18 protein-coding genes are annotated in these 23,135 nt (G+C 68.7%); 12 read left to right on the plus strand and 6 right to left on the minus strand.

The window, feature by feature from the left end:
• Nucleotides 1-168 precede the first annotated feature (168 nt).
• Nucleotides 169-1,059, minus strand: a complete 891-nt coding sequence (locus VF106_RS06040; RefSeq protein WP_330838564.1) for an IS982 family transposase — start codon at nucleotides 1,057-1,059, stop codon at nucleotides 169-171.
• Between the two features lie 325 nt (nucleotides 1,060-1,384).
• A complete protein-coding gene (locus tag VF106_RS06045) occupies nucleotides 1,385-2,158 on the minus strand; it encodes an IclR family transcriptional regulator (protein ID WP_330838565.1) in 774 nt (257 codons plus the stop codon).
• Between the two features lie 271 nt (nucleotides 2,159-2,429).
• On the opposite strand from VF106_RS06045, the gene VF106_RS06050 reads away from it, so the two are divergent.
• The 8 genes from VF106_RS06050 to VF106_RS06095 all read left to right on the plus strand — a co-directional run bounded on the left by VF106_RS06050 (nucleotide 2,430) and on the right by VF106_RS06095 (nucleotide 12,200).
• Entirely contained in the window at nucleotides 2,430-3,452 is a 1,023-nt protein-coding gene (locus VF106_RS06050; protein ID WP_330838566.1) for an ABC transporter substrate-binding protein, read from the plus strand.
• Complete coding sequence (locus VF106_RS06055; RefSeq protein WP_330838567.1) at nucleotides 3,452-4,249, plus strand: ABC transporter ATP-binding protein; 798 nt, start codon at nucleotides 3,452-3,454, stop codon at nucleotides 4,247-4,249. The genes VF106_RS06050 and VF106_RS06055 overlap by 1 nt, the downstream gene beginning before the upstream one ends.
• Entirely contained in the window at nucleotides 4,246-5,082 is an 837-nt protein-coding gene (locus tag VF106_RS06060) for an ABC transporter permease (RefSeq protein ID WP_330838568.1), read from the plus strand. Before VF106_RS06055 ends, VF106_RS06060 begins: the two co-directional genes overlap by 4 nt.
• Complete coding sequence (locus VF106_RS51125) at nucleotides 5,079-6,980, plus strand: FAD-dependent oxidoreductase (RefSeq protein ID WP_422653103.1); 1,902 nt, start codon at nucleotides 5,079-5,081, stop codon at nucleotides 6,978-6,980. Before VF106_RS06060 ends, VF106_RS51125 begins: the two co-directional genes overlap by 4 nt.
• A gap of 20 nt (nucleotides 6,981-7,000) precedes the next feature.
• A complete protein-coding gene (locus VF106_RS06080) occupies nucleotides 7,001-7,900 on the plus strand; it encodes a TauD/TfdA dioxygenase family protein (protein ID WP_330838569.1) in 900 nt (299 codons plus the stop codon).
• A 219-nt stretch (nucleotides 7,901-8,119) separates the two neighbouring features.
• Entirely contained in the window at nucleotides 8,120-9,292 is a 1,173-nt protein-coding gene (locus VF106_RS06085) for an ROK family transcriptional regulator (RefSeq protein WP_330838570.1), read from the plus strand.
• Between the two features lie 248 nt (nucleotides 9,293-9,540).
• A complete protein-coding gene (locus VF106_RS06090) occupies nucleotides 9,541-11,802 on the plus strand; it encodes a catalase (protein ID WP_330838571.1) in 2,262 nt (753 codons plus the stop codon).
• Nucleotides 11,799-12,200 carry an ankyrin repeat domain-containing protein gene (locus VF106_RS06095; RefSeq protein ID WP_330838572.1) on the plus strand — a complete coding sequence of 134 codons (402 nt, stop codon included), beginning with the start codon at nucleotides 11,799-11,801 and terminating at the stop codon, nucleotides 12,198-12,200. The genes VF106_RS06090 and VF106_RS06095 overlap by 4 nt, the downstream gene beginning before the upstream one ends.
• A gap of 66 nt (nucleotides 12,201-12,266) precedes the next feature.
• Here the strand turns inward: VF106_RS06095 and VF106_RS06100 are convergent, their stop codons facing one another.
• Complete coding sequence (locus VF106_RS06100; protein WP_330838573.1) at nucleotides 12,267-12,689, minus strand: cupin domain-containing protein; 423 nt, start codon at nucleotides 12,687-12,689, stop codon at nucleotides 12,267-12,269.
• Between the two features lie 102 nt (nucleotides 12,690-12,791).
• On the opposite strand from VF106_RS06100, the gene VF106_RS06105 reads away from it, so the two are divergent.
• From VF106_RS06105 to VF106_RS06115, 3 genes are all read left to right on the plus strand, one after another.
• Nucleotides 12,792-14,159, plus strand: a complete 1,368-nt coding sequence (locus VF106_RS06105) for a DNA-binding protein (protein WP_330838574.1) — start codon at nucleotides 12,792-12,794, stop codon at nucleotides 14,157-14,159.
• A gap of 3 nt (nucleotides 14,160-14,162) precedes the next feature.
• The gene (locus tag VF106_RS06110) at nucleotides 14,163-15,137 is read left to right on the plus strand and encodes a sodium:calcium antiporter (RefSeq protein WP_330838575.1); all 975 of its coding nucleotides are present in this window, start codon (nucleotides 14,163-14,165) and stop codon (nucleotides 15,135-15,137) included.
• A 142-nt stretch (nucleotides 15,138-15,279) separates the two neighbouring features.
• Entirely contained in the window at nucleotides 15,280-17,388 is a 2,109-nt protein-coding gene (locus VF106_RS06115) for a choice-of-anchor P domain-containing protein (RefSeq protein WP_330838576.1), read from the plus strand.
• 50 nt (nucleotides 17,389-17,438) lie between these two features.
• Here the strand turns inward: VF106_RS06115 and VF106_RS06120 are convergent, their stop codons facing one another.
• Complete coding sequence (locus VF106_RS06120; protein ID WP_330838577.1) at nucleotides 17,439-18,710, minus strand: pectate lyase family protein; 1,272 nt, start codon at nucleotides 18,708-18,710, stop codon at nucleotides 17,439-17,441.
• 8 nt (nucleotides 18,711-18,718) lie between these two features.
• Nucleotides 18,719-20,296, minus strand: a complete 1,578-nt coding sequence (locus VF106_RS06125) for a pectate lyase family protein (RefSeq protein WP_330838578.1) — start codon at nucleotides 20,294-20,296, stop codon at nucleotides 18,719-18,721.
• A 246-nt stretch (nucleotides 20,297-20,542) separates the two neighbouring features.
• Between VF106_RS06125 and VF106_RS06130 the strand changes: the two genes are divergently transcribed.
• Nucleotides 20,543-21,712, plus strand: coding sequence for an NAD(P)/FAD-dependent oxidoreductase (locus tag VF106_RS06130; RefSeq protein ID WP_330838579.1), 1,170 nt, complete (start codon nucleotides 20,543-20,545; stop codon nucleotides 21,710-21,712).
• On the opposite strand, the gene VF106_RS06135 is transcribed toward VF106_RS06130, so the two are convergent.
• Nucleotides 21,713-23,101 carry a TIR domain-containing protein gene (locus tag VF106_RS06135; protein WP_330838580.1) on the minus strand — a complete coding sequence of 463 codons (1,389 nt, stop codon included), beginning with the start codon at nucleotides 23,099-23,101 and terminating at the stop codon, nucleotides 21,713-21,715.
• Nucleotides 23,102-23,135 lie beyond the last annotated feature (34 nt).

A 23,135-nucleotide genomic window follows, 5' to 3' on the forward strand; every position in this document is an offset into this window, starting at 1 on the left:
CTCGGTCGAACTCTCGTTGATCCACTCGATCGTGCCAGCACGCACCGGCGGCGGAGGCGGATCGTCAGGAGGCCCGGACAGCAGGCTCCCTCCGTAGACGGAGGACTCCCACTCACCGCTGGCGTCGCGCCAGGACGGCACTAGATGATTGATTCCGTGAAGTTGGTGTTAGTGGTCGTAGGCGATCAGTGATGGTTTGCTGGTCACGCCGGTGGTCCGGTTGTGCCAGATGGCTGCTGCCATGGCGAGGAGGCGTTGGGCGACGCGGGTGAACACGCCTGCGGGGGTGCGTGCGCCGTGGTGTTCGAGGCCGAGTTGGCCTTTGAGGGTCTGGTTGACCGATTCGATCCACTGGCGGACGCCGCCGAGGTTGCCGTTGCGGTAGGTCTCGTCCTTGCGGTCTGGGCGCAGCAACTCCAGACCCATCTCAGTGGCGAGTTGTTTGAACGGTTTGCCGGAGAAACCCTTGTCGGCTAACAGGATCTGACCGTCGTGGATGAGGTGGTGGTCATGGTCGAGCAGCGCGGCGAGGACCTCGCGTTCGCCGATCTTGGGGTTGGCCAGGCACCAGGAGACGGGCATGCCGTCGCCGGTGCAGATCACGTAGAGCTTCAGGCCCCAGTAGAACCGGGAGTGTGACGCGCAGTAGCCGTAACCGGCGTAGCCGGCCAGGTCCGAGCGTTTCACGGTCTCGCGGGACATGCCGCACGGTACCGGGGTGGCATCGGTCATCCACAGGTCGTCGAACCAGGACGGACAACACACGGCGAGAGTGATGATCGTCTTGCGGAGCAATGGTTCCGCATTCTTCAGCCGCTTGTGATAGCCGGACTGGTTGGGCAGGTAAGGGAACATGGTCCGCCACTGCGGGTCGCTGTGGATATGCCGGATCCACCGACGTTCGCGGTGATAGCCCAGCAACACCTGAGCCGCGGCCAGACACAGGAGCTCACTGTCAGTCAGTTCAGGTCGGCGACCACGACCAGTGCGGGGCGGTACCACATGGTCATCGATCAGCACGTAAAGTGCGGTCAGGAGGGTGTCTAGATCCTTGCTCACACATCGATCTTGGACGCCCTCCTCCCACGTCCGCATCGCGGCCCCACTTCACATGATCTTCACGGAATCAAACATCTAGAGCGCGGGTCTCGGGAGTGTGCTGAGGTCGCCAATCTTTGGCGAGGCCGGCCGCCGCACGATGCCAAGGGCAGGGGTGAGGAACGAGCCCCTGGCCGCGGGCATCGTCACGCGACCACACGGCAGGCAACCACGCACCCCGGCCCGCAACCACCCGGGCAAGCCGACCCGAGGCCGCCGCCGAAGGCGTCGGCGGCCATGCCCGAGCTAGAAAACACAGCCGACGAACTCATCGGCCCTACCCGAGTCAGGCCGTGAGCAGGGGCGCGATTCGCCGGGTGGTGCGGTCCAGCAGTTCGGCCAGCTCGGGTAGCCGGTCGTCGGTGATGCGGACGGTCGGGCCCTGGATCGCGACGGCGCCGACCACGCCGCCGCCCGGTTGGCGCACCGGGGCGGCGATGGCGCGGACGCCCGGGTTGCGTTCCTCGTCGTTGAGCGCCCAGCCGCGTTCGCGGACCAGCTCCAGTTCGGCACGAAGCTGGTCGCGGTCGGTGATCGTGCGGTGGGTGGCCTTGACGAGGTCGCCGAGCTGCTTGATCTGGTCGTCGACGTCACCGCTGTGGGCCAGCAGGCACTTGCCCATGGCCGACACGTGCATCGGCACCCGGCTCCCCGGCGCCTGCGAGAACCGCAGTGGTTGGCGGGACACCACGTCGAGCACCACCCGCACCTCGTTGCCCGCGCGGATGCCGAGGTTGATCGACTCGCCGGTGGCCGCGGCGAGCTCCTCCAGCAGCGGCAGCGCCTGCCGGTAGCCGAGCCGCTGTTCCGCCTTCTTGCCGAGGACGACGAGCGCGGGGCCCAGCTGGTAACGCTCGTTGCGTGGGTCCTGCAGCAGGAGGCCCGCCTCGCTCAGCGTGCGGGCGAGGCGGTGGGCGGTGCTCACAGTGAGACCCGTTCGCTGCGCGAGCTCGGTGATGCCCACGCCGTCGTCGTCGCCCTCGACGCAACGTAGGACACTGAGCGCGCGCTCGACGGCCTGGGCGCCGGACCGCGGCTGACTGGATGGCGCGTCGGTCACGCCGCCCCCTTCGCTCCGCTGCTACTCACGCCGGCATCCTCGCACAGCGGTAGCCGCCCGACAGGGGGAGCGGTTGGCGAACATCCGCAGACTACGCCGTTCGAACCGCCGTGGAAATGATTCCCACCATGCGGTCACGCGTTGAAAAGTGCTGCTCATCCCGCATCCCACTCTATGAGTCGACTTATTTTCAGTCGGTCGGAATGTTGTCCTCTCGGTCCAGGGAACCAACGATCGGAATTAAGTCGGATCGAGAGCAAAGGACCCTTCGGTGACGTTATCCAGCCGGCGAGATTTCCTCGCCTTGACCCTTGTCGGTTTCGCGTCCTCGGCGGTGGGGTGCGGCACCGCGTCCGGCGGCACCGAGACGAAGACCCTGCGCTACCAGGGATGGGCGGGCACGGTGCTCCTGCCCGAACTGACGGCCGACCTCGGCTACCTCGAGGACGTCAAGCTCGAGTGGGTCGGCAACACCATCAGCGGTCCGCAGGACGTCCAGTCCGCGGCCACCGGACAGGTCGACTTCGGCGGCGCGTTCAACGGCGCGGTGGTGAAGCTCGCCACGGCCGGGGCACCCATCAAGGCGGTGATCGGTTACTACGGCGTGGACGAGCAGCAGTACAACGGCTACTTCGTGCTCGAGGACAGCCCGGTCCGCGGCGCCCGCGACCTGCTCGGCAAGAAGGTCGGCATGAACACGCTCGGCGCGCACAGCGAGGCGATGCTCGACATCTACCTGGAACGGAACGGGCTGTCCAAAGAGGACATCGCACGCGTCGAACCGCTCGCGCTGCCGCCGGTCAACACCGAGCAGGCGTTGCGCCAGCGCCAGATCGAGGTCGCCGTGCTCGGCGACATCCTGCGGGAGAAGGCACTCGCCACCGGTGGCATCCGCCAGGTGTTCAACGACTTCGAACTGCTCGGCGCCTTCACGGCCGGCACCTACGTCTTCACCAACCGGTTCATCGAGCAGAACCCCGGCACGGTGCGGACCTTCGTCACCGCTACCGCGAAGGCCATCGAGTGGACCAGGACCACCCCACGCGCGGAGGTGATCGACCGGTTCACCGAGATCGTCACCAAGCGCAAGCGGAACGAGGACGCGGACACACTGAAGTACTGGAAGTCCACCGGTGTGGCCCAGACCGGCGGCCGGATCACCGACGACGAGCTGAATCTGTGGATCGACTGGCTGTCCGACCGTGGCGACATCAAGCCCGGCCAGGTCAAGGCCGCCGACCTGTACACGAACGAGTTCAACGACCTCGCCAAGACGGCGAAGGGACAGACCTGATGACCGCCAAGATCAGCTTCCAGGGCGTGGGCATGACCTTCCGGACCCGTGACAGGAGCCGGATGACCGCCGTCGAGGGGATCGACCTCGACGTGGGTGCCGGTGAGTTCGTCGTGCTGGTCGGGCCGAGTGGGTGCGGCAAGTCGACGCTGCTGGACCTCCTCGCCGGCCTGACCACGCCGACGACGGGGCGGATCCTGCTCGACGGCCGCCCCGTGACCGGGCCGGGGCTCGACCGCGGCGTCGTCTTCCAGCAGTACGCGCTGCTGCCATGGCGCACGGCACTCGGCAATGTCGAGTTCGGACTGGAGGCCGTCGGCGTGCCGCGTGGTGAGCGGACCACTCGGGCACGGCATTTCCTCGACCTGGTAGGGCTCAACGGTTTCGAGGACCGGCACCCGCACGAGCTGTCCGGTGGCATGCGCCAGCGGGTCGCCATCGCCCGCAGCCTCGCCTACGACCCCGACGTACTGCTGATGGACGAGCCGTTCGCCGCGCTCGACGCCCAGACCCGTGAGTCCCTGCAGGACGAACTGCTGCGGATCTGGGAGCACACCGGCAAGACCATCGTGTTCATCACCCACGGCATCGACGAGGCCGTGTACCTCGGGCAACGGGTGGCGGTGCTCACCTCGCGACCCGGGCGGGTCAAGGAGGTGGTGTCGATCGACCTGCCGAACCGGTCCACGGCCGAGGATCTTCGTTCCAGCTCGGAGTTCGCCCGCTACCGCCACCAGATCTGGACCCTCCTGCACGACGAGGTCGCCAGGACACACTTGTTGGAAAGGGCGTCATGACCACTACGTTGACAGGCGCGCCAACCCGTACACAGGTCCACAGTGGAGAGGCCATCGAGACTCGTGTGTCCGTGCCGCGCCTGTTGCGGTCCCTCTTCACCAAGACAGTGGCCGTGGCTGTGCTGCTCGGGCTGTGGGAGGTGCTGCCACGGCTCGATGTGGTGGACCGGACGTTCCTGCCGCCGTTCTCGACGGTCTGGCAGGCATTGCTGGACCTCGCGGTCAACGGTCAGCTGGCCACCAACATCGAGGCCAGCCTGACCCGATCGCTGTCCGGGTTCGCGCTGGCGGTCGCGATCTCGGTGCCGCTCGGCCTGTTGATCGGTTGGTACAAACCGGTTTCCGACGTGCTCAGCCCGCTGCTCCAGATCTTCCTCAACACCGCCGCGCTCGCACTGCTGCCGGTCTTCGTGCTCATCCTCGGCATCGGCGAGACCTCCAAGATCGCGATCGTGCTGTACGCCTGCACGTGGCCGATCCTGCTGAACACGATCAGCGCGGTGCGCAACGTCGACCCGACCCTGTTGCGGCTGGCGAGGTCGATGAACCTGTCGCCGGTCAGTCTGTTCCAGAAGGTGATCCTGCCGGCGTCCGTGCCGACGATCTTCACCGGCATCCGGCTGGCGGGCGCGGTCGCGATCGTCGTGGTGGTGGCCGCCGAGATGGTCGGTGCCAAGGCCGGGCTCGGATACCTGATCAACGCGTCCCAGTACAACTTCGCGATCCCCCAGATGTACGCGGGCATCGTCACGATCTCCGTCATCGGGGTGGTGTTCAACCAGCTCCTCGTGTTGCTGGAACGTCGCTTCACCGCGTGGAAGGCAGTGGCATGAAACATGAGACCGATGTGCTGGTCGTCGGCGGCGGCCCGGCCGCGACGTGGGCCGCGCTGAAGGCGGCGCGGGCCGGCGCCACGGTGGTGTTGGCGGACAAGGGGTACTGCGGCACCAGCGGCGCCACCGCGTCGGTGGGCACCGGTGTCTGGTACGTGCCACCGGACCCGGAGGCTCGCGAGGCCGCGATGGCCAGCAGGGAGGCACTCGGTGGTTACCTCGCCGACCGCCGCTGGATGACCCGGGTGCTCGACCAGACCTACGACGCGATCGACGAGCTCGCGGTCGAGGGCCGCTACCCGTTCCCGGTCGGCGAGGACGGCCAGCAGATCAGGACCGGGCTGCAGGGCCCGGAGTACATGCGGCGCATGCGGATCCGGGTGCGCCGGGCCGGCGTGCGGGTGCTCGACCACAGCCCGGTCACCGAGCTGCTGACCGACGCGGACGGCGCGATCGCGGGCGCGGCGGGATACCAGCGCCAGGCACGACAGGACTTCCAGGTACGGGCGGGTGCCGTGGTGCTGGCCACCGGCGGCTGCGCCTTCCTCAGCAAGGCGCTCGGGTGTGACGTCAACACCGGCGACGGCGCCCTGCTGGCCGCCGAGACCGGCGCCGAACTGTCCGGAATGGAGTTTTCGAACGCGTACGGTATCGCGCCGGAGCACACCTCGGTCACCAAGACCGCGTTCTACAACTTCGCGACCTTCTACCACGCCGACGGCACCGTGCTGGAGGGCGCTGGGAGCCAGCGCGGCCGGTCGGTGATCGCCAAGACGCTGCTGACCGAGAAGGTGTACTGCCGGCTCGACCGCGCCGACGCGGCGGCACGGGAGGGGATGCGCCGCGCGCAGCCGAACTTCTTCCTGCCGTTCGACCGGATGGGCGTCGACCCGTTCACGGACCTGTTCTCGGTCACCCTCCTCGCGGAGGGCACGGTTCGCGGCACCGGCGGCATCCGGATCGTCGACGACGGGTGCGCCACCACGGTGCCCGGCCTGTACGCGGCCGGCGACGCGGCCACCCGCGAACGGATTTGCGGCGGGTTCACCGGTGGCGGCAGCCACAACGCGGCTTGGGCGATCTCGTCCGGCATCTGGGCGGGTCGGGCCGCCGCCCGGTATGTCAGCTCCCTCGGCCCGACCATCCACAGGCGAGCGCCGAGTGCCGAGGGCGGCGCCGGCCTGCGCCCGACCGGAAAGCCTGGCGACGCGGGGGAGTCCCGCGACGTGATCGCCACCGTGCAGAAGGAGGTACTGCCGTATGAGAAGAACTACCTGCGGCACGGCGACCGTGCTGACCCCGGCCCTGCGTGTGCTCGACGACACCTGGGCCCGTGCTCGCGAGTCGCTGTCCGGAGACGTGCTCCGGGCCCGGCAGGCGGCGGCCATGGTCGCGCACGCCCGCTGGATGTACGCGTCCGCACTGGCCCGCAGCGAAACCCGCGGCATGGCCAGGCGTCTCGACTTTCCCGACCAGGATTCCGCTCAGCACCACCACATCCTGAGCGGCGGCCTCGACAGCGTGTGGACCCGGGTCACGGAGCGTGTCGCGTGATCGAACTGGTGTCCGCTGACCGTTGCATCACCTGCGACAAGTGCATTGCCGTCTGTCCCATCAACGTGTTCGACCGTGGTCCGGACGGAGTTCCCGTGATCGCTCGACAGGAGGACTGCCAGACCTGCTTCCAGTGCGAGGCGAACTGCCCGACGGACGCGCTGTTCGTCGCGCCACAGACCCATCCCCAGCCGTCCGCCCGGGACGCCGGGCGGCTCGCCGAGTCCGGGCAGCTCGGCAGCTACCGGAAGGTGATCGGCTGGGGCAAGGGCCGCACTCCCGGGTCGCTGCTGGCGATCGGCCCGGCCCTCGACTCGTCCACCTCCTCCGTCATCACCTCCTGACAGTCCAGAAAGGACCAACCATGAGTCAGACCATCACCGGCTTCGAAGTCCGTAAGGTCGGTGGCCGCATAGGCGCCGAGATCGTCGGCGTGGACGCCGCCGCGGAGCTCGATCCGGGCATCGTCGCGGAGCTGAACGCCGCGCTGCTGGAGCACAAGGCGTTGTTCTTCCGCGAGCAGACCCTCGACGACGTCACGCACATCCGCTTCGCGAGCCTGTTCGGCGCGCTCACCACCGCGCACCCCACCGTGGGCTCGGTCGACGGGCAGCCGCACATCCTGCCGGTCGACGGTGTCGAAGGTGTCCGTGCCAACCACTGGCACACGGACGTCACGTTCGTGCGCACACCGCCGAAGGTCACCACCCTCCGCAGCCTCGTGGTGGCGCCCTACGGCGGCAACACGTTGATCGCCAACGCGCAGTCCGCCTACGACGACCTGCCGGAGCCGCTGCGCGAGTTCGCCGACCGGCTGTGGGCCGTGCACACCAACGACTACGACTACGCGGAGCCGAAGACCGAGAAGGCGGCTGAGCACCGGCGGGAGTTCCTTTCCCGCAAGTACAAGACGGCACATCCGGTCGTGCGGGTGCACCCGGAGTCGGGTGCGCGCGGCCTGTTCATCGGCGGCTTCGCCCAACGGATCATCGGCCTGTCCTCCGACGAGTCCCGCGACATCCTGCGCATCCTCCAGGCGTACGTGACACGCCCGGAGAACGTCGTGCGGTGGCGCTGGGCGCCCGGCGACCTGGTGGTGTTCGACAACCGCGCGACCCAGCACTACGCGCCGGACGACTACGGCGACCTCCCGCGCCGCCTGCACCGGGTGACCGTCGCCGGCGACGTCCCGGCCGGGGTGGACGGCACGCCAAGCTATGTCATCGAAGGCGACGAGGCCACTCACTACACATCGGACGCCTAATGCTGTGACCGCGAAGGCTCGGCCAGATGTCCCGAAAGACGCGTTCGGGACATCGCCGATGTCTCGAAAGATGCGCTAATGACGTTCAATGACACGAAAGCGTCTTTCGGGACATCGTCGGTGGCCGCCCGCGAAGCGGGCTTCGCCCGCCGGATCGCCGGCCGTTCCCAGATGTTGGATCTCCTTGGCTGGCCACGGATCGGATGTCACGATCCGACCGTGGCCAGCCAACTGTCGAGACGGTCGTCCGGCGCGGCGACCGTGCTGCGCGCGGTGCTCGAACACGGCCCGGTGGCGCGCAGTACGGTCGCCGAGCGGACCGGGTTGAGTCACGCGTCGGTCACCAGGCACTGTGCCGAGTTGATCGCGCACGAGTTGGTACAGGACGCGCCGGAACTGGTTGCCAGCAAAGGGATCGGGCGGCCACATCGGCCGGTCGACCTCGGCGGGCGGGTCGTCGGCGCGGTGCACATCGCACCGGAGGCGACCACGCTCGCCGTCCTCGACCTGCGTGGCCGGGTGATCGCCAACGAACATCTGCCCCATGTGGACACTGACCCTGCGGTCGTCCTCGGCGCGGCGGTCGCGCGCCTGCCCCGTTTTCTTGACCAGCACAGCGCCGGCCGCCGGCCGTTGGGTGTCGGGGTCGCGGTCGGTGGGTGGGTGGATCCCTCGTCGGGGGTCGTCGTCGAGCACGCGCTCCTGGGCTGGCGTGGCGTGCCGGTGCGGGACATCGTGGCCCGCGGCTGTGGTCTTCGAGTCAATGTGGACAGTCACGCTCGGGCACTGGCCAGGGCCGAGCTGCTGTTCGGGTCGGCGCGCGACGCGGCGAGCGCGGTGCACCTGTTCGTCGGCGACGTCGTCGACGCGGCCATCGTGACGAGTGGTGCGGTGCACCACGGCCCACGCTCGGCGGCGGGTGCGGTCGCGCACCTGCCGCTCGGCGACGACCTGGCGGCCCGCTGTCCGTGCGGCCGCAGCGGATGTGTGCAGGCGGCCGTGTCCGAGCAGGCGCTGACCACCCGCGCCGTCCGCGACGGTGTGCTCACCCGACCGTCCATTGAGGACCTTCTGGCGGCGGCGCTCGGCGGTCACCTCGCCGCACGCGCGTTGTTCGTCGAGCGGGCCAGGACAGTGGGAAGGCTGGTCGCGCTGCTCGCCGACGTGGTGAACCCTGAGGTGCTGGTGGTCACCGAGGTCGGCGTGCTCCACCTGCCGGAAAGCCTTGCCGCGTTGCGGGACGAGGTCCGTGCCCGGTCGCACGCGTGCGCGGCGCCGCAGACCGCTGTCCGTCCGACCAGCTTCGCCGCCGCCGACGTCCTGGCCGTGGCCGGCGGCGCGGTCGCGCTCAGTGAGGTCTACGCCAATCCACTGGGCCAACGGGGCGTGTGATCGACGGCACACGTGCGCGGGAACATCGCGTGCGGACCGGCCGTTGTGGGGAGTGGTCGGTGCGGTCCGTGTCCCCCGGGCCTCATATCACTGCCTTCGCGGAATACCGTTCGGCTGGAGCCGCGTCGCGCCACCCGCCGAGAGGCGACCGCCGCGCCGACCCATGTACTTCCTTCGTGTCCCGCTGTGTGTAGCGAGGGTTTGTTCGGGTACTGCCCTGAGACACATCCGTGACGAGGAGGATCTCAGTGGCTCCGAGAAAACCCGGCAAGCTCGTCAAGGCGGCACTCGAGAAGGCGGTGGAGAAGGTCGCCGAGTTGGTGAACCCGCCGATCCCGGGTGCGCCGAGCAGCCAGCCGCCGGACCTCGACGAGCCCACGGAACCGCGCGGCCCGCTACCGCCCAAGTCGGACCAGGCGGGGCCGGCGAGAGTGACGCCGACGGGAGTGAACACCGGGGCGCCGGCACAGTCCGTTGGGCAGCAGGGTGAGTACCTCACCACCGCGCAGGGGCTGCGCCTGTACGACACCGACCACTCGCTCAAGGCAGGGGACCGCGGCCCGACCTTGCTGCAGGACCACCACCTGCGCGAGAAGATCATGCACTTCGACCACGAGCGCATCCCGGAGCGGGCCGTGCACGCCCGCGGTGCCGGGGCGCACGGCGTGTTCGTCGGCTACGGCACAGCGGCGAAGGTCTGCAGGGCCGCCTTCCTGGCAGACGGGGTGGAGACGCCGGTCTTCGTGCGTTTCTCCACGGTCGTCGGATCGCGCGGGTCGGCGGACACGGTCCGTGACACCCGCGGGTTCGCCACCAAGTTCTACACCCAGGAAGGCACGTTCGACCTGGTGGGCAACAACATCCCGGTCTTCTTCATCCAGGACGGGATCAAGTTCCCCGACATCGTCCACGCGGTCAAGCCGCACCCGGACCGGGAGATCCCGCAGGCACAGAGCGCGCACGACACGTTCTGGGACTTCGTCTCGACCCACACCGAGGCCACCCACCACGTCATGTGGAACATGTCCGACCGCGCGGTGCCCCGGTCATACCGGACGATGGAGGGCTTCGGGGTCCACACCTTCCGGCTGGTCGACGCCGACGGACAGACCTCGCTCGCGAAGTTCCACTGGAAGCCGAAGCTCGGTGTGCACTCCCTCGTGTGGGAGGAGGCGCAGATGATCAACGGCATCGACCCCGACTACCACCGCCGCGACCTCGCCGACGCCATCGAGTCCGGGGCGTACCCGCAGTGGGAGCTCGGCATCCAGGTCTTCCCGGACACGCCACGGCAGACGTTCGAGGGCATCGACCTGCTCGACCCGACGAAGATCGTGCCGGAGGAGCTCGCGCCGGTGCAGCCGGTCGGGATGCTGACGCTCAACCGCAACCCCATGAACTACTTCGCCGAGACCGAGCAGGTCGCCTTCCACCCCGGCCACCTCGTGCCGGGCATCGACGTCACCGACGACCCGCTGCTGCACGCTCGGCTCTTCTCCTACCTGGACACCCAGCTCACCCGGCTCGGCGGCCCGAACTTCGGGCAGATCCCGATCAACCGACCGCACGCGCCCGTCAACGACATGCTCCGGGACGGCTTCCACCAGAACGCGGTCCACGCGGGCGCGGCGCCCTACCGGCCGAACACGCTCGACGGCGGCAACCCCTTCCCCGCGAATGTCGGCACCGGGGTGTACGTCGAGGTGTCGCAACCGTTGCCGAGGGCGGCGGTGAAGGTACGGCAGGCGCCGACGTCGTTCGCCGACCACTTCACGCAGCCGAGGTTGTTCTGGCAGAGCCTGTCGCCGGTGGAGAAGGAGCACGTCGTGCGTGCGTTCACCTTCGAGCTTGGCAAGTGCTACGAGCAGGCGGTCAAGGAACGCGAGCTGCGCGTTCTGGCCAATGTGGACAGTGAGCTGTGCGCGCAGGTGGCACAGGGACTGGGGTTGCCGGCGCCGACCGTCACGGGCCGCCAGAAGAGGGTGGCGCCGAGCCCCGCGCTGTCCCAGGTGGGCGGCACCTGGCCGGTGGACGGGCGGATCATCGGCATCGTGGTCGACCCCGCCGATCTCGACGGCGTGCGGGTGGTCCGCGAGACGATCCTGGCCGGCGGGATGGTGCCGCTGTTGATCGCGCCGACCGGCGGCCCGCTGTCCGACGGTCTCGTCGCGCAACGCACCTTCCTCACCGCCCGGTCCGTCGAGTTCGACGCGCTGCTGCTCGCGGCGAGCCCGCCACCCGCGGCGGACGCGATACCGTCCCGCGACGCGAAGGCGGGTGCCCCCGGCGGCGCCGTCGACCCTCGCGTGGTGCTCATGGTCCAGGAGTGCTTCCGCCACTCGAAGGCGATCGGCGGGTGGGGGAGTGCCCGCGCAGCGCTCGAGGCCGCCGGGTGTGCCACCGGGGCGGGGATCGTCCTCGGCGACGACCCGGCGACCGTGCTCGGGAAGGTGACGAAGCTGCTCGGTGCACACCGGGTGTGGCAACGCTTCCCCGTCTCCGTGCCATGATCGAGCTCACCGAGGAGGAGCTCGACCTGCTCCGCTCGATGTTCGACCTCGCCCGCGCCGGGGACACCGAGCGGCTCGCCAACGGCATCGACGCGGGAATACCGGTGAACCTCACCAACGATTCCGGCGACTCCCTGCTCATGCTGGCCGCCTACCACAACCACCCGGACACGGTGCGCGCGTTGCTCGACCGGGGCGCGGACACCGCCCGGATCAACGATCGCGGCCAGACGGCGCTCGGCGCGGCGGTGTTCCGCCGCGCCGAGCGCAGCGTCACCCACCTGTTGGCCGCCGGCGCCGATCCGGCCCTCGGCCCGCGCTCCGCACTCGACATCGCGCACTTCTTCGACCTACCGGAGATGCTGGCACTCCTGCGACCGGTGGATAGTCCACTTTAGACAGCACGGGTCAGTGCCGTGACCAGGCCTGCTCGGTGCGGCCAGCGTGCGGACAGCTCGGTCAGGTCACCGAGCTCGAAGTCGCTCGGGACGAAACCGGGGTGCCATGGTGTTGCCGTAGACGCCGTACTCGCCACCCGGGCGCAGGCGGGCGCCCATCCAGGTGCCGGCCGGCACGGTCGCCTGGACGCGTTGCCCGCCGAGCACGTCGGTGCCGAGGACGATCAACTCGTCCCCGCCGTCCGCGTGGAGGAGCAACAGCTCGATCGGATCACCTAGGTAGAAGTGCCAAATCTCGTCGGTGGGCAGTCGGTGCATGTCGGAGAACGAACCCGGATCGGCCGTGAACACGGCCACAATCGCCGTACACAGCGGTTTTCCGTCCGCGCCCCGACCGGCCGACTCGTAGGTCTGGGTGAACAGGACGTCCTCCTGCGGCATCGTCGTGAGCTGCCACAGCCGCCGAAGGTCCTCAACAGTCGGTCTCATACCGGTCTTCCTCGCCTGGACTGTCGACATCGGGTCGTCAACACGGGATAGTTGAACAGCTACCCCCTGTGACAATGATGTTCGGGATCATAGGAGCCACCGTTGGCGATCGGATCGCTCCGGGCTACCGAGCACGCGGTGGCCCGTGCGTGGGAGAGCTTCACGACAGGCAAGGACACCATCGAGGGAGTACGTCCCGAGATCCTGGCTTCCTGGTGTCGGTGCAGGGACCAGTACGAGATCGATCCGCGTCTGCGGTCGGCGCCCGGCGCGTCGAACGGGGGCGAGTACCGGTTCGACCAGGACGTGATCCTGACGAAGATCGGCGGTCTGGCCGCCGTCGCCGGTCGGGAGATGGAACAGGACGGCGGGATCGTCGCGGTCACCGACGGCAGCGGGCGGCTGCTGGCGGCCTTCGGTGCGCCGGAGGCACGTCGGCGGGCCGAGGTGAACAACCTCGCCCCGCGGTCGGCCTGGTCGGAGCGGACCGCGGGCACCAACGGCATGGGCACCGCGCTCGAGGTGCGCGGCGCGGTGACCGTGACCGGACCCGAGCACTGGTGCGAAGGCTTCCACGGCTGGTCCTGCGCGGGGATCGCGATCCGCGACGTCGTCACCGGTAGCCCACTCGCGACGATCGACATCTCGCGGTGGGGCGCGGAATTGCCCGATCAGGTGCCGGCGTGGCTCGAGAAGGCCGCGGCGAGCGTGGAGTCGGACCTCCACCGGCGGGCCGTCCTGGACGGCCAGAACGTCGTCGCCGGCTTCGCGGGGGAGTCGGCGCGGGGCCCGCTGATGTGCCTCGACCTCGGCGGCAACGTGATCGTCGCGAACGACGCGGCCGTGTCGTTGCTCGGAATGCCGTGCGCCGGTCCCATGATCGCACCCGCAGAACGATGGCGACCTGCCGTGCCCGAACTGTCCACGGTGGTGCGATGGGCGACGCGGGAGTCGCTCGTCCGTCAGCGATGGCGCGGGTTCGCCCGGCTCGTCGTGCGACCGCACGACGGTGCCGTGCCGGTGAGCCTGCGTCCCCTGTTCGTCGACAACAGGCTGGTCGGGATGTGTTGTGAGTTCTGGCAGCAGGACGGCGAGGAGTACGTCGACCCCACCACGCGTTGGCGGACGCCGGGGCTGAAGCGGATCATCGGCGTGCGCGACAGTCGTCTCGTCGTGCTGGCACCGGCGGAGATCCGTTACGCCGAGGCCGACCGGAACACCGTGTGGCTGAGCACGGACCGCGGCAGGCTCCAGGCGGCGATGCGCGGCCTCGACAACGTGGAGAGCGTCCTTCGCGCCCACGGGTTCTGCCGGGTACACCGGCGATTCCTGGTCAACCTCCGCCGGGTCGCGGAACTGGAACGGGGTGTGCGGGGCGAGTTGTTCCTCATCACCGACCCGCTCGCCCCTGAGTTCATCCCGGTCTCCCGCCGCCACGCGCCCGAGGTGCGGCGCCTCCTGGGTGTGTGAGCCATGGAGGCGATGTTCGTCTTCGTCTCCGGGGCGGCGCTGCTGATCTACAGTGCCGAAAGGCTGATCGGCCATCTGGTGCGCGTCGCGAGCAGCCTGAACATCTCGGTGTTCCTGCTCGCCATCGTCTTCACCGGCATCGAGTTCGACGACGTGTTCCTCGGTGTCGCGCTGAACCTCGAGGACCTCGGCGGGGTGGCGCTCGGCACCGTGTTCGGCACGGCCCTCTCGCTGATCGGTGTGGTGCTCGCACTCGCCGCGATCCTCACCCCCACCGCCGTGCGCGTGCCGCGCGCGTACCTGGTCATCTTCGCCGCCGCCCCGCTGACGATGATCGCCTTCGCGCTGACCGCACCGCTCGGCGCGGTCGACGGGGTGGTGCTTCTCGGTGTGTTCGTGCTGTTCATCGCCTACGTCGTGGTCCGGGAGTCGAGGGCGGAGAAGCCGGTCTTCCGGGACGAGGAAATGTACGAGGCCCTGACCACCGTGCAAGATGCCGAGAAGCGCTCCGGCTGGACCGGTCTCGGGATGGCGGTGCTCGCGATCGGCGGTCTGGTCGTGGGTTCCGCGACCACGGGCATCGGCACGCGCGGCATCCTCGAGACCTACGGGCTCAACGGCACGGTTTTCGGGGCGACCATCGCGACCCTGGTGTTGACGGTCGAGGACGTGTTCCTGACCGTGGAGCCCGCCCGCCGGGGCGCGCCGGAGATCGGGGTTGGCAACGTGATCGGGAGCGTCGTGTTCTCGGTCACCGGAAAGTTGGGCATCATCCTCCTCACGGGCGGCCTCGTGGTCGGCCAGAACGTGCTTTCCTGGCACCTTCCCGCGCTGATCGTGCTGACCGGGCTCGCCGCGTACTTCCTTTCCACGGGCCAACTTCGGCGCTGGCACGGCTTCGTGCTGCTCGGTCTGTACGCCGCATACTGGATCGTGAGCTTCGGCGCTTTCGGCGAGATCCCGGCGGAGATGGACTGAAGTCTGGTACGCGTTCGCGAAAAATAATATCCCTCATGCGGGTTATTACGTTCGTCATTCACTGAATTGTTGTAGCAACTTCGAGAATCCTTTTGACGATGCGTTGTTCTGGAGGTTTGTCTGACAGTCAGGAAGTGACGTGATGAGACGAAGAACGCTCCTCGGGTCTGGGGTCGCCGCCACCGCGGCGCTGGCCGTGTTCACCGGAACCGCCGTCGCGGTCGACGGGCAGTTGCCCGGCGGCACGTCGATCTCGGTGACCATCGACAGTCCGGCCGAGGACACGGTGTTCCCGCAGGGACCGGTGACGGTCACGGGCACGGCGGCGGTGGGTGCGGCCGTGCCCGTGAAGGACACCGCCCTCACCTACGTGGTCGATGTCTCCGGCAGCACGGCGTCCAGCTGTGACGGCGCCGGACGCACGGTGCTGCAGTGCGAGATCGAGGCGACGAACGCGCTCAACGCGACCGCCGCGGAGCCCGACTCGGTGATCGGCACGGTCGGGGCGGTCATGTTCGGCTCCTCGGCGGCCGTCACCGACGTGCAGCCGGCCGGCGGGGACCAGATGCTCACCGGCCCGGCCACGGACCAGAACGGCAACGGCGCCAGGGACGTCGAGGAGGTGATCAGCTCGCTGACCCAGGGGCACGTGGGTCTGTTCACGGTCAAGAACGTGGCCACCGGGACCTTCTTCCCAGACGCCGTCGTGAAGGCGACGACGGTGACCAACGCGCAGACCGAGAACCGCAAGATCGTGGCCTTCGTGTCCGACGGCTTCTCGGCCGGCGACGTGAACCCGGCGCTGAACGCGGTGCCCGCCAACGTCGACATCCACACGTTCGCCGTCGGCGGCGGATCCGCGTGCAACACGGGTGACTACAACGCCAGTCTGCAGGTGATCGCCGACCGTACCGGCGGCACCTGCACCCAGGTCCCCGATCCCGCGAACCTGCCGAACGTGCTGCCGCAGCTGCTGGAGTCGAGGCTGACCCACCTCACCGCGTCGGTCGACGGCGGTGCGGCCGCGCCGGTCACGAACGTGACCCCCGCGCCGCCGCAGACCGGCCCCGCCACGGTGAACTACACCTTCACCACCGGCAACCTCACCTCGGGACGGCACGAAATCTGCGTCACCGCCCACGGTGAGGACAACGGCGGCACCGGCTCGGTCACCGACTGCGTGCACGTGATCATCAACGACCCACCGGTGGTCGACCCGAGCGGACCGTACGCGGGCCAGGAGGGCACGCCGGTGCCGATCGCGGGCATCGTGACCGACCCGGACGGCCCGAGCCTCACCACGCAGTGGAGCGTCGTCCCGGCCTCCGGTGTCGACCCGGGCGCGACGTGCTCGTTCGCCGACGCCGCGGCACTGTCGACGACGGTGACGTGCACCGACGACGGGGTCTGGACGCTTCGGCTGACCGCGAACGACAGTCTGCACCCTGACGTGGTGGCGACGACGACGCTCACGCTGACCAACGTCGCTCCGCAGGTGACCATCTCCGCTCCCGCGGACGGCACACTGGTGCGGCGTGGCACCCCGGTGACGGTCACCGCGCCGTTCACCGACATCGCGACCAACGACACGCACACCTGCACTGTGGACTTCGACGATGGCACCCCGGTGGCGACCGGCACGGTCACCCAGGGCGCAGGCTCGGGCACGTGCGGGGCGACGCACACCTACACCGGGGTGGGCGCGCACCTGGTGCTGGTCACGATCACCGATGACGACGGCGGCTCGGCCACCGCGGTGGTCAGGATCGTGTCGTTCGTCCGGGCGGAGGCGTGGGGGATCAGCGCAAGCGGCCTGATCAACGTCGCGAAGACACCGCACGCCACGTGCCCGCCGAACAGCGATCTCACGACCGCCAGCGTCACCGTGCCGGGGCTGGCCAGTGTGGAGGCGCTGCACGCGGAGTGCACGCTCGACCCGGACACCGGCAACACCGACGCCTCGGCACTGATCAGCGGCGCCAACCTGCTCGGCGGGGCCATCCGGATCACGGACATCGAAACCCAGTGCCTGGCAACGGAAGCAGGGCTGTCCGGCTCGTCCCGCGTCGGCACGATCAACGGCCGACCCATCGGCACCGCCCCGGCGACGATCAACATCATCGGGGTGGCCGCCGTGCACGTGAACCAGACCGTGACCACGCCTGACGGGCGCCTCGCCCAGTACGCGGTCCGCGTCGTGACACTGCTCGGCCAGGAGATCATCCTGTCCGGCTGCCAACTCGGCATCTGATCCCTGTTCGGCCGGCGCCGCCCTCCGGTGCCGGCCGAACGGTCACGCTGTCAGCAGTTACCCGCGCCCGCGTTGCGGGTCACCAGTGCCGGCACCTGGCGTGCCGGGGTGATCCGGGTGTGCAGCGTCGGTGTCCAGCCCGCGTCGGCGCCCAGGTCCGGGTCGTGCGCGGCGTTGTAGACCCCGACCAGGTCCACCGGTGCGGCGTGCCGGCCCGTGCGCAGCAGGTTGTCCCGTGCGGTGATCACCGTGCCGCCCCAGTCGAAGACCAGCTCACTCGGGTCGACCGTGTCGGCCAGCGCGAACACGTTGCTCTCCGCCACGATCGCCGACTCGACGCCGACGCCGAGCGCGTAGCTCACCGACTCGGGGATCTCGTAGAAGTTGTCGTACACGTGCACCTGTCCGAACCGGACCCGTGGCATGCGCTGCAGCGTCGCGCGGAAGTGGTTGTGGTGCAACGTGACGTTGAGCTTGCCCCGGTCGTTGGCCGGGTTGTTGGTCGACCCGATCAGCATCGTCTTGTCGTGGTCGGCGAACCGGTTCCACGACACCGTCACGAAGTTCGCGGCGTTGGTGATGTCCAGGGCGCCGTCGTGCACCTGGAACGGCCGGTCGAAGTAGCGCGGCTGCGCGCTGTCCGGGTTGTCGCCGTCGGTGAACGTGTTGTGGTCCACCCACACGTGCGTCGAGCCGGTGACGGAGATGTTGTCGTAGGCGGAGTTCCAGTTTCCCGCCGAGCCGTCGGTCGGGTCCCACACTGGGAAACAGTCTGCCGCGTCGACGAACGAGATGTTGCGGACGATGACGTTGTCAGCCTTGTCCACGTGCAGGTTCAGCCCGCTCAGGACGGCACGGCCGAGGCCGACGATCGTCGTGTTCGAGCCGACCTTCACCCTGATCCGCTCGTTCTGGTTGGCGGCCGACGCCCTCCTGGCGTCCTCGAGCGGTCCGGACGGCCTGGTCGCGCGGCCCCACACGGCCGGGTCGTACGCCGCGAGGTACGCCTCCAGCGTGTACCCGTCGGCGAAGTAGTCGGTGCAGGAGAGCGGGTTCCCGGCGTCGTCGGTGTTGCCGTCGATCCGCCACCGCACGTAGATGATCTTCGGCGATGGCGCGGCGAGCGCGGTGACGAGCTCGCCGCGCGTGTCGACCACGTGCACGTTCGAAGGCGGCGCCGCGGCACCGCCGGTGGTGCCGGCGCCTTCGGCCGCCCAGCCGTCGTTGGGTGGGAGGACCTGCCGCCCCAGCGAAGGCTCGGCGTCCGCCGGGGCAGTGACTAACAGAGTCGCGGCGAGTGCCGCCAGCAGAGCCGATTTCATGTGTGCCCTCAGATCTTTCCGACGCCGGCGCCCGCCATGACGATGGTCCTGACGTTGTTCGGGTCGTCGAGTGTGTAGTTGTAGTAGGTGCGTGGCTCCTCGACCATGCCGCCGCAGTCGGGCTGCCCGGGCTCCTCGCCCGTGTACACGTTGTTCCGCGCCACACAGCGGCCGGCGGGACCGGCGTAGTGGTTGGACACCGGCTCCTCGACGTTCTCGAAGTAGTTGCCCTCGACCACGCAGCCCGAGCCCGCCTGGCAGGCGATGCCGACGTCGGTGTTGTGCAGGTAGTAGTTGTTGTAGACGTGCACCGGCTCGCCGAAGCGCACGCGCGGGTTGCGTTGCGGCGTCTGGTCGAACCAGTTGTGGTGGTAGCTGACCTTCAGCCGGCCCGTGTCCTGGGCGCTGTTGCCGTCGTCGTGGCCCAGCAACATGTTCTTGGTGTGGTTGTGCGTGTGGTTCCACGACACCGTGACGTAGCTCGAGCCGCGTTTGATGTCGATCGCGCCGTCGAAGCCGTGCGACAGGTCGTTGTGGTCGAGCCAGACGTGGTGGGAGAACATCTGCACGTTGATCGCGTCGTCCGCCCAGTCGCGGAACACCAGGTTGCGCACGATCACGTTGCGGACCGCGTTCGCCGGCGGGCTGGTCATGGCGTTGTCCACCGGCAGGCCGATGTTCAGGCCGCCGCCGGTGAACCCGGACGCCGTCCCGATACCGACGATCGTCTTGTCCGACGCCACGTCGTGCATCGGCCCGGGCAGCGCGATCATGCCGCGCACACAGATGTTCACCGGCCCGGACCGGACGATCGCGGCGAGGAACTCGGCAGCCGTGTCCACCTCGACGGTCGGGCCGCCGGCACCGCCGGTGGTCCCGTTCTGCCCCCAGGCGTTGACCGACGCGAACCCGGTCGGCCTGCCCGAGGTGTCACAGGTGCCAGGGGTCGGCGGGGGATCGGTCGGCGGTGGCGAGCCGGTCCCGGGCACGTCGGTCACCTGCACGTCGTCGAAGGACGCCGAGGCGTAGTAGGTCGCCGCACCGACACGGCCGGACGCGAACGTGCCGTCGGACGCCGTGACGAGCGCTACGTTGTTGACGAAACCTTTCAGCGTCGTGCCGAAGGCCTCCAGCCGCAACGTCTGCCACGTTCCGGTGGGCACCGCGGCGGGCGCCGAGGCGAGCGTGCTGAACCCGCCGCCGCTTCGCTTGCCGAGCACGACCGACCCGGTGTTGGACAGCCCGAGGTAGTAGTAGTTGCTGGTGTTCTGCGCGCGGGCGAGCACGGCGACATGGCGGCCGGTCCCGTTGAACGTCCCCGGTTTCACCCGGATCTGCACGGCCTGGTCCGTCCAGGTACCGCCGACCAACGCCCGGGCATCCGTGCTGGCGCCGCTCTGCTGGTAGGCCCGCGAACCGTCGGTCACCACCGACCAGCTACCGCCGGACCTCGTCCATCCGTCGGCGGTGCCGTCCTCGAAGTTCTCGCTGAACAACGTGGCTGCCGACGCCACCGGCCGCGCCACCGTGCCGATCGCGAGCAAGAGGCCAATCGAGGCGGCGGCCAACGTGCCGAGTCTGTTCATCCCGTCCTCCCAGCGTCGGGCAGGCGAAATCAGGCGTCCACTATGGACGCCGAACATTCGGGCATCGCGCCTGACCGGCCGCCGCGAGGTCAGGAAAGCGCTTTCCGCCGATTCACGTTAGGCCGTCGTTTCCGGCCTGTCAACGATCTGTCACGGGTCGATCATGGAGGGTGATCCCCCGGCCCTTCATTATGCTGAAGACATGTCCGAGGCCAAGGGCCGGTAGAACTCGCGCAGGAGTGCCGAATGTCGAACTCCCGGGCTCCCTTGCCCGCCACCGCGTCGGTCGTGATCGTCGGTGGTGGTGTGATCGGCGCCAGCATCGCGTTCCACCTGGCCGAAGCGGGCGTCACCGACGTGGTCCTGCTCGAGCGGGCCGAGCTCGGGTCGGGCTCGACCTGCAAGGCGGCGGGCGGGGTGCGTGCCCAGTTCTCCGACGAGCTGAACATCGCGCTGGGTGCCAGCAGCCTGGCGGCCTTCACCCGGTTCGGTCACCGGCCGGGACAGGAGATCGACCTGCACCAGGTCGGTTACCTGTTCCTCCTGTCCACTGTGGAGGACGTGGCGTCGTTCGAACGCGACGTGGCGCTGCAGAACGAACTCGGCGTCACCAGCAGGATGATCGACGTCGACGAGGCACGGCGGCTCGCACCGCTGATCGACACCCGGGGTCTGCTCGCGGCGGCGTACTCGCCCGACGACGGCCACTGCACGCCCGAGTCGGTCGTGCTCGGTTACGCCCGTGGCGCCCGCCGGCTGGGTGCCGTCCTGCGCACCGGCACGACCGTGCTCGACATGGAAACCCGCGGCGACCGCGTGACGGCGGTGGTGACCGACCACGGCGCCGTCACGGCCGGCACCGTCATCTGCGCGGCCGGCGCATGGTCGGCCGCCGTCGGCGACATGGTGGGCGTGTCGCTGCCGGTCACCCCGGTGCGCAGGCAGGTGATGTTCACCGAGCCGATGCCCGAACTGTCCACTGTGGTGCCGTTCACCATCGACTTCGCCACGTCGTTCTACTTCCACCGCGAGGGCCGAGGCCTACTGCTCGGCATGTCCGACCCCGAGCAGACCCCCGGTTTCGACCTCGACTACTCCGACGAGTGGCTACCCCGCCTCGGCGCGGCGATGGAGGCCAGGACACCCCGCCTGCTCGACGTCGGCCTGACGCCGGGCTGGGCGGGACTGTACGAGGTCACGCCGGACCACAACGCGCTCATCGGCCGCGCGGCGGAGCCGTCGAACTTCCTCTACGCCACCGGCTTCTCCGGCCACGGCTTCCTGCAGGCACCCGCTGTCGGCGAGGTGGTCCGAGACCTCTACCTCGGCCGCGACCCGTTCGTGGACGTCGGCCCGCTCCACGCGTCCCGGTTCGCCTCCCCGGCAGGGCTTCGACCGGAGACCCACATCGTCTGATCAGCTCGGCTCGTCGACGCAGAAGATCAACGGACCGAGTTTCCCCTGCCATTCCGTGAGTTCTTCGATTCTCTTCCTGACCCGGTACCGGTCGAGGAGGAGGTGGGTCGTCACCATCGCCGCGGTGAACGCGGTCGCGGCCACGACGGTGATGGCGATGACCAGGAGCGGGTTCCCGGGCACGTGCTCGCCGAACACCAGGGCCGCCACGGCGGAGACGTCCAGTACGAGGATGCTCGTGTACCAGGCAACGTAGACGGTGGTCTCTCCCGAGTGGCCGCCGAGGATCCAGCGACCGAGGGAGAGCCTCGACTTGGCGATCAGGTCGAGGCGTGCCTGGGCCAGGTCGAGGTAGACGGACACGGCTTGCCGCTGGAGCGTCCGGGAACGCGGAGTACGCCACTCCTTGTCGGTCGTCAGCTTTTCATGGAGTCGCAGGGCGGCTCGCCGGAACAGCCAGTGGTCGGTCGTCACGGGCGGCGGCCAGGCATGGTCTTCCACGGTGGAGATACGCCACTGGCGATGGAGATAGAACAGACCAAAAAGGACGACCACGCCGACGTACCACACCTCCCACTCCTGCCACCCGCCGTCCTCGGTCATGGCGCGCGAGACGCCGAAGGCGGTGGCGACGAACAGGAGCGCGGGCACGATCCAGTTCCTGGACAGCGCCTCGCGGTAGGTGCGGGTCCCGGCGTTTCGTTCCCACCGGTAGCTCAACCGTTTCAGCGGCCAGGTGGCGATCATCGTCAACGAGGAAGCGAGCACGAGTAGTGCGGTGGAGGCGAACGCCGGCTCGGCGAACCTGCGCCACAGCGCTTCGTCTTCCACGGAATCGAAGAACATGACGAGGGTCACGAGGTACAGGGCGACCGCCAGCGCCGCGATTCGCAACCACGTTCTTTTCGGCTTGGCCCTGACGGGTGCTTTTCGTGCCGCGGCCCCGTCTAGGTCGACGTGGTGCTCGATTCGTCGAATCAGGTTGTCGACATCGCCGCGGAACTCCGCGGACCGCAAGGTCGCGCTCTGCAGGAGAAGAATGTCGGCGATGTCCTCCGGGAGCTGTTCCCAGGCAGGGATCGCGGCATCCTCCAACACCACGGGAATCACGGTGGTGTTCTTCCTCAGCGCGGTCCTTATCTCGTAGCGGACCCAGTCCTTCCGCCGTGGCTGGCCGAAGGTCGCCGCCCAGCCGTTGTGGATCACCGAGACGAGCACGTCGCACCCGTGCAGCCGTTCCTCGATTTCCTGCGGATATCGCTCACCGGAGGGAATGCCGACGTCGAGGAACACCTCGTCGCGACCGAAATGGTGCGCCAGCATTTCGACCAGGGCCGCGACCGCCACCGAATGCTCGCCCCGCCGGTAGTTGACGAATATGCTGTACACCTGGAGAACGATACCGAATCGTCGCCGTGCGGAG

The sequence above is a fragment of the Actinophytocola sp. genome (assembly GCF_036378875.1).
Classification (GTDB): Bacteria; Actinomycetota; Actinomycetes; order Mycobacteriales; family Pseudonocardiaceae; genus Actinophytocola.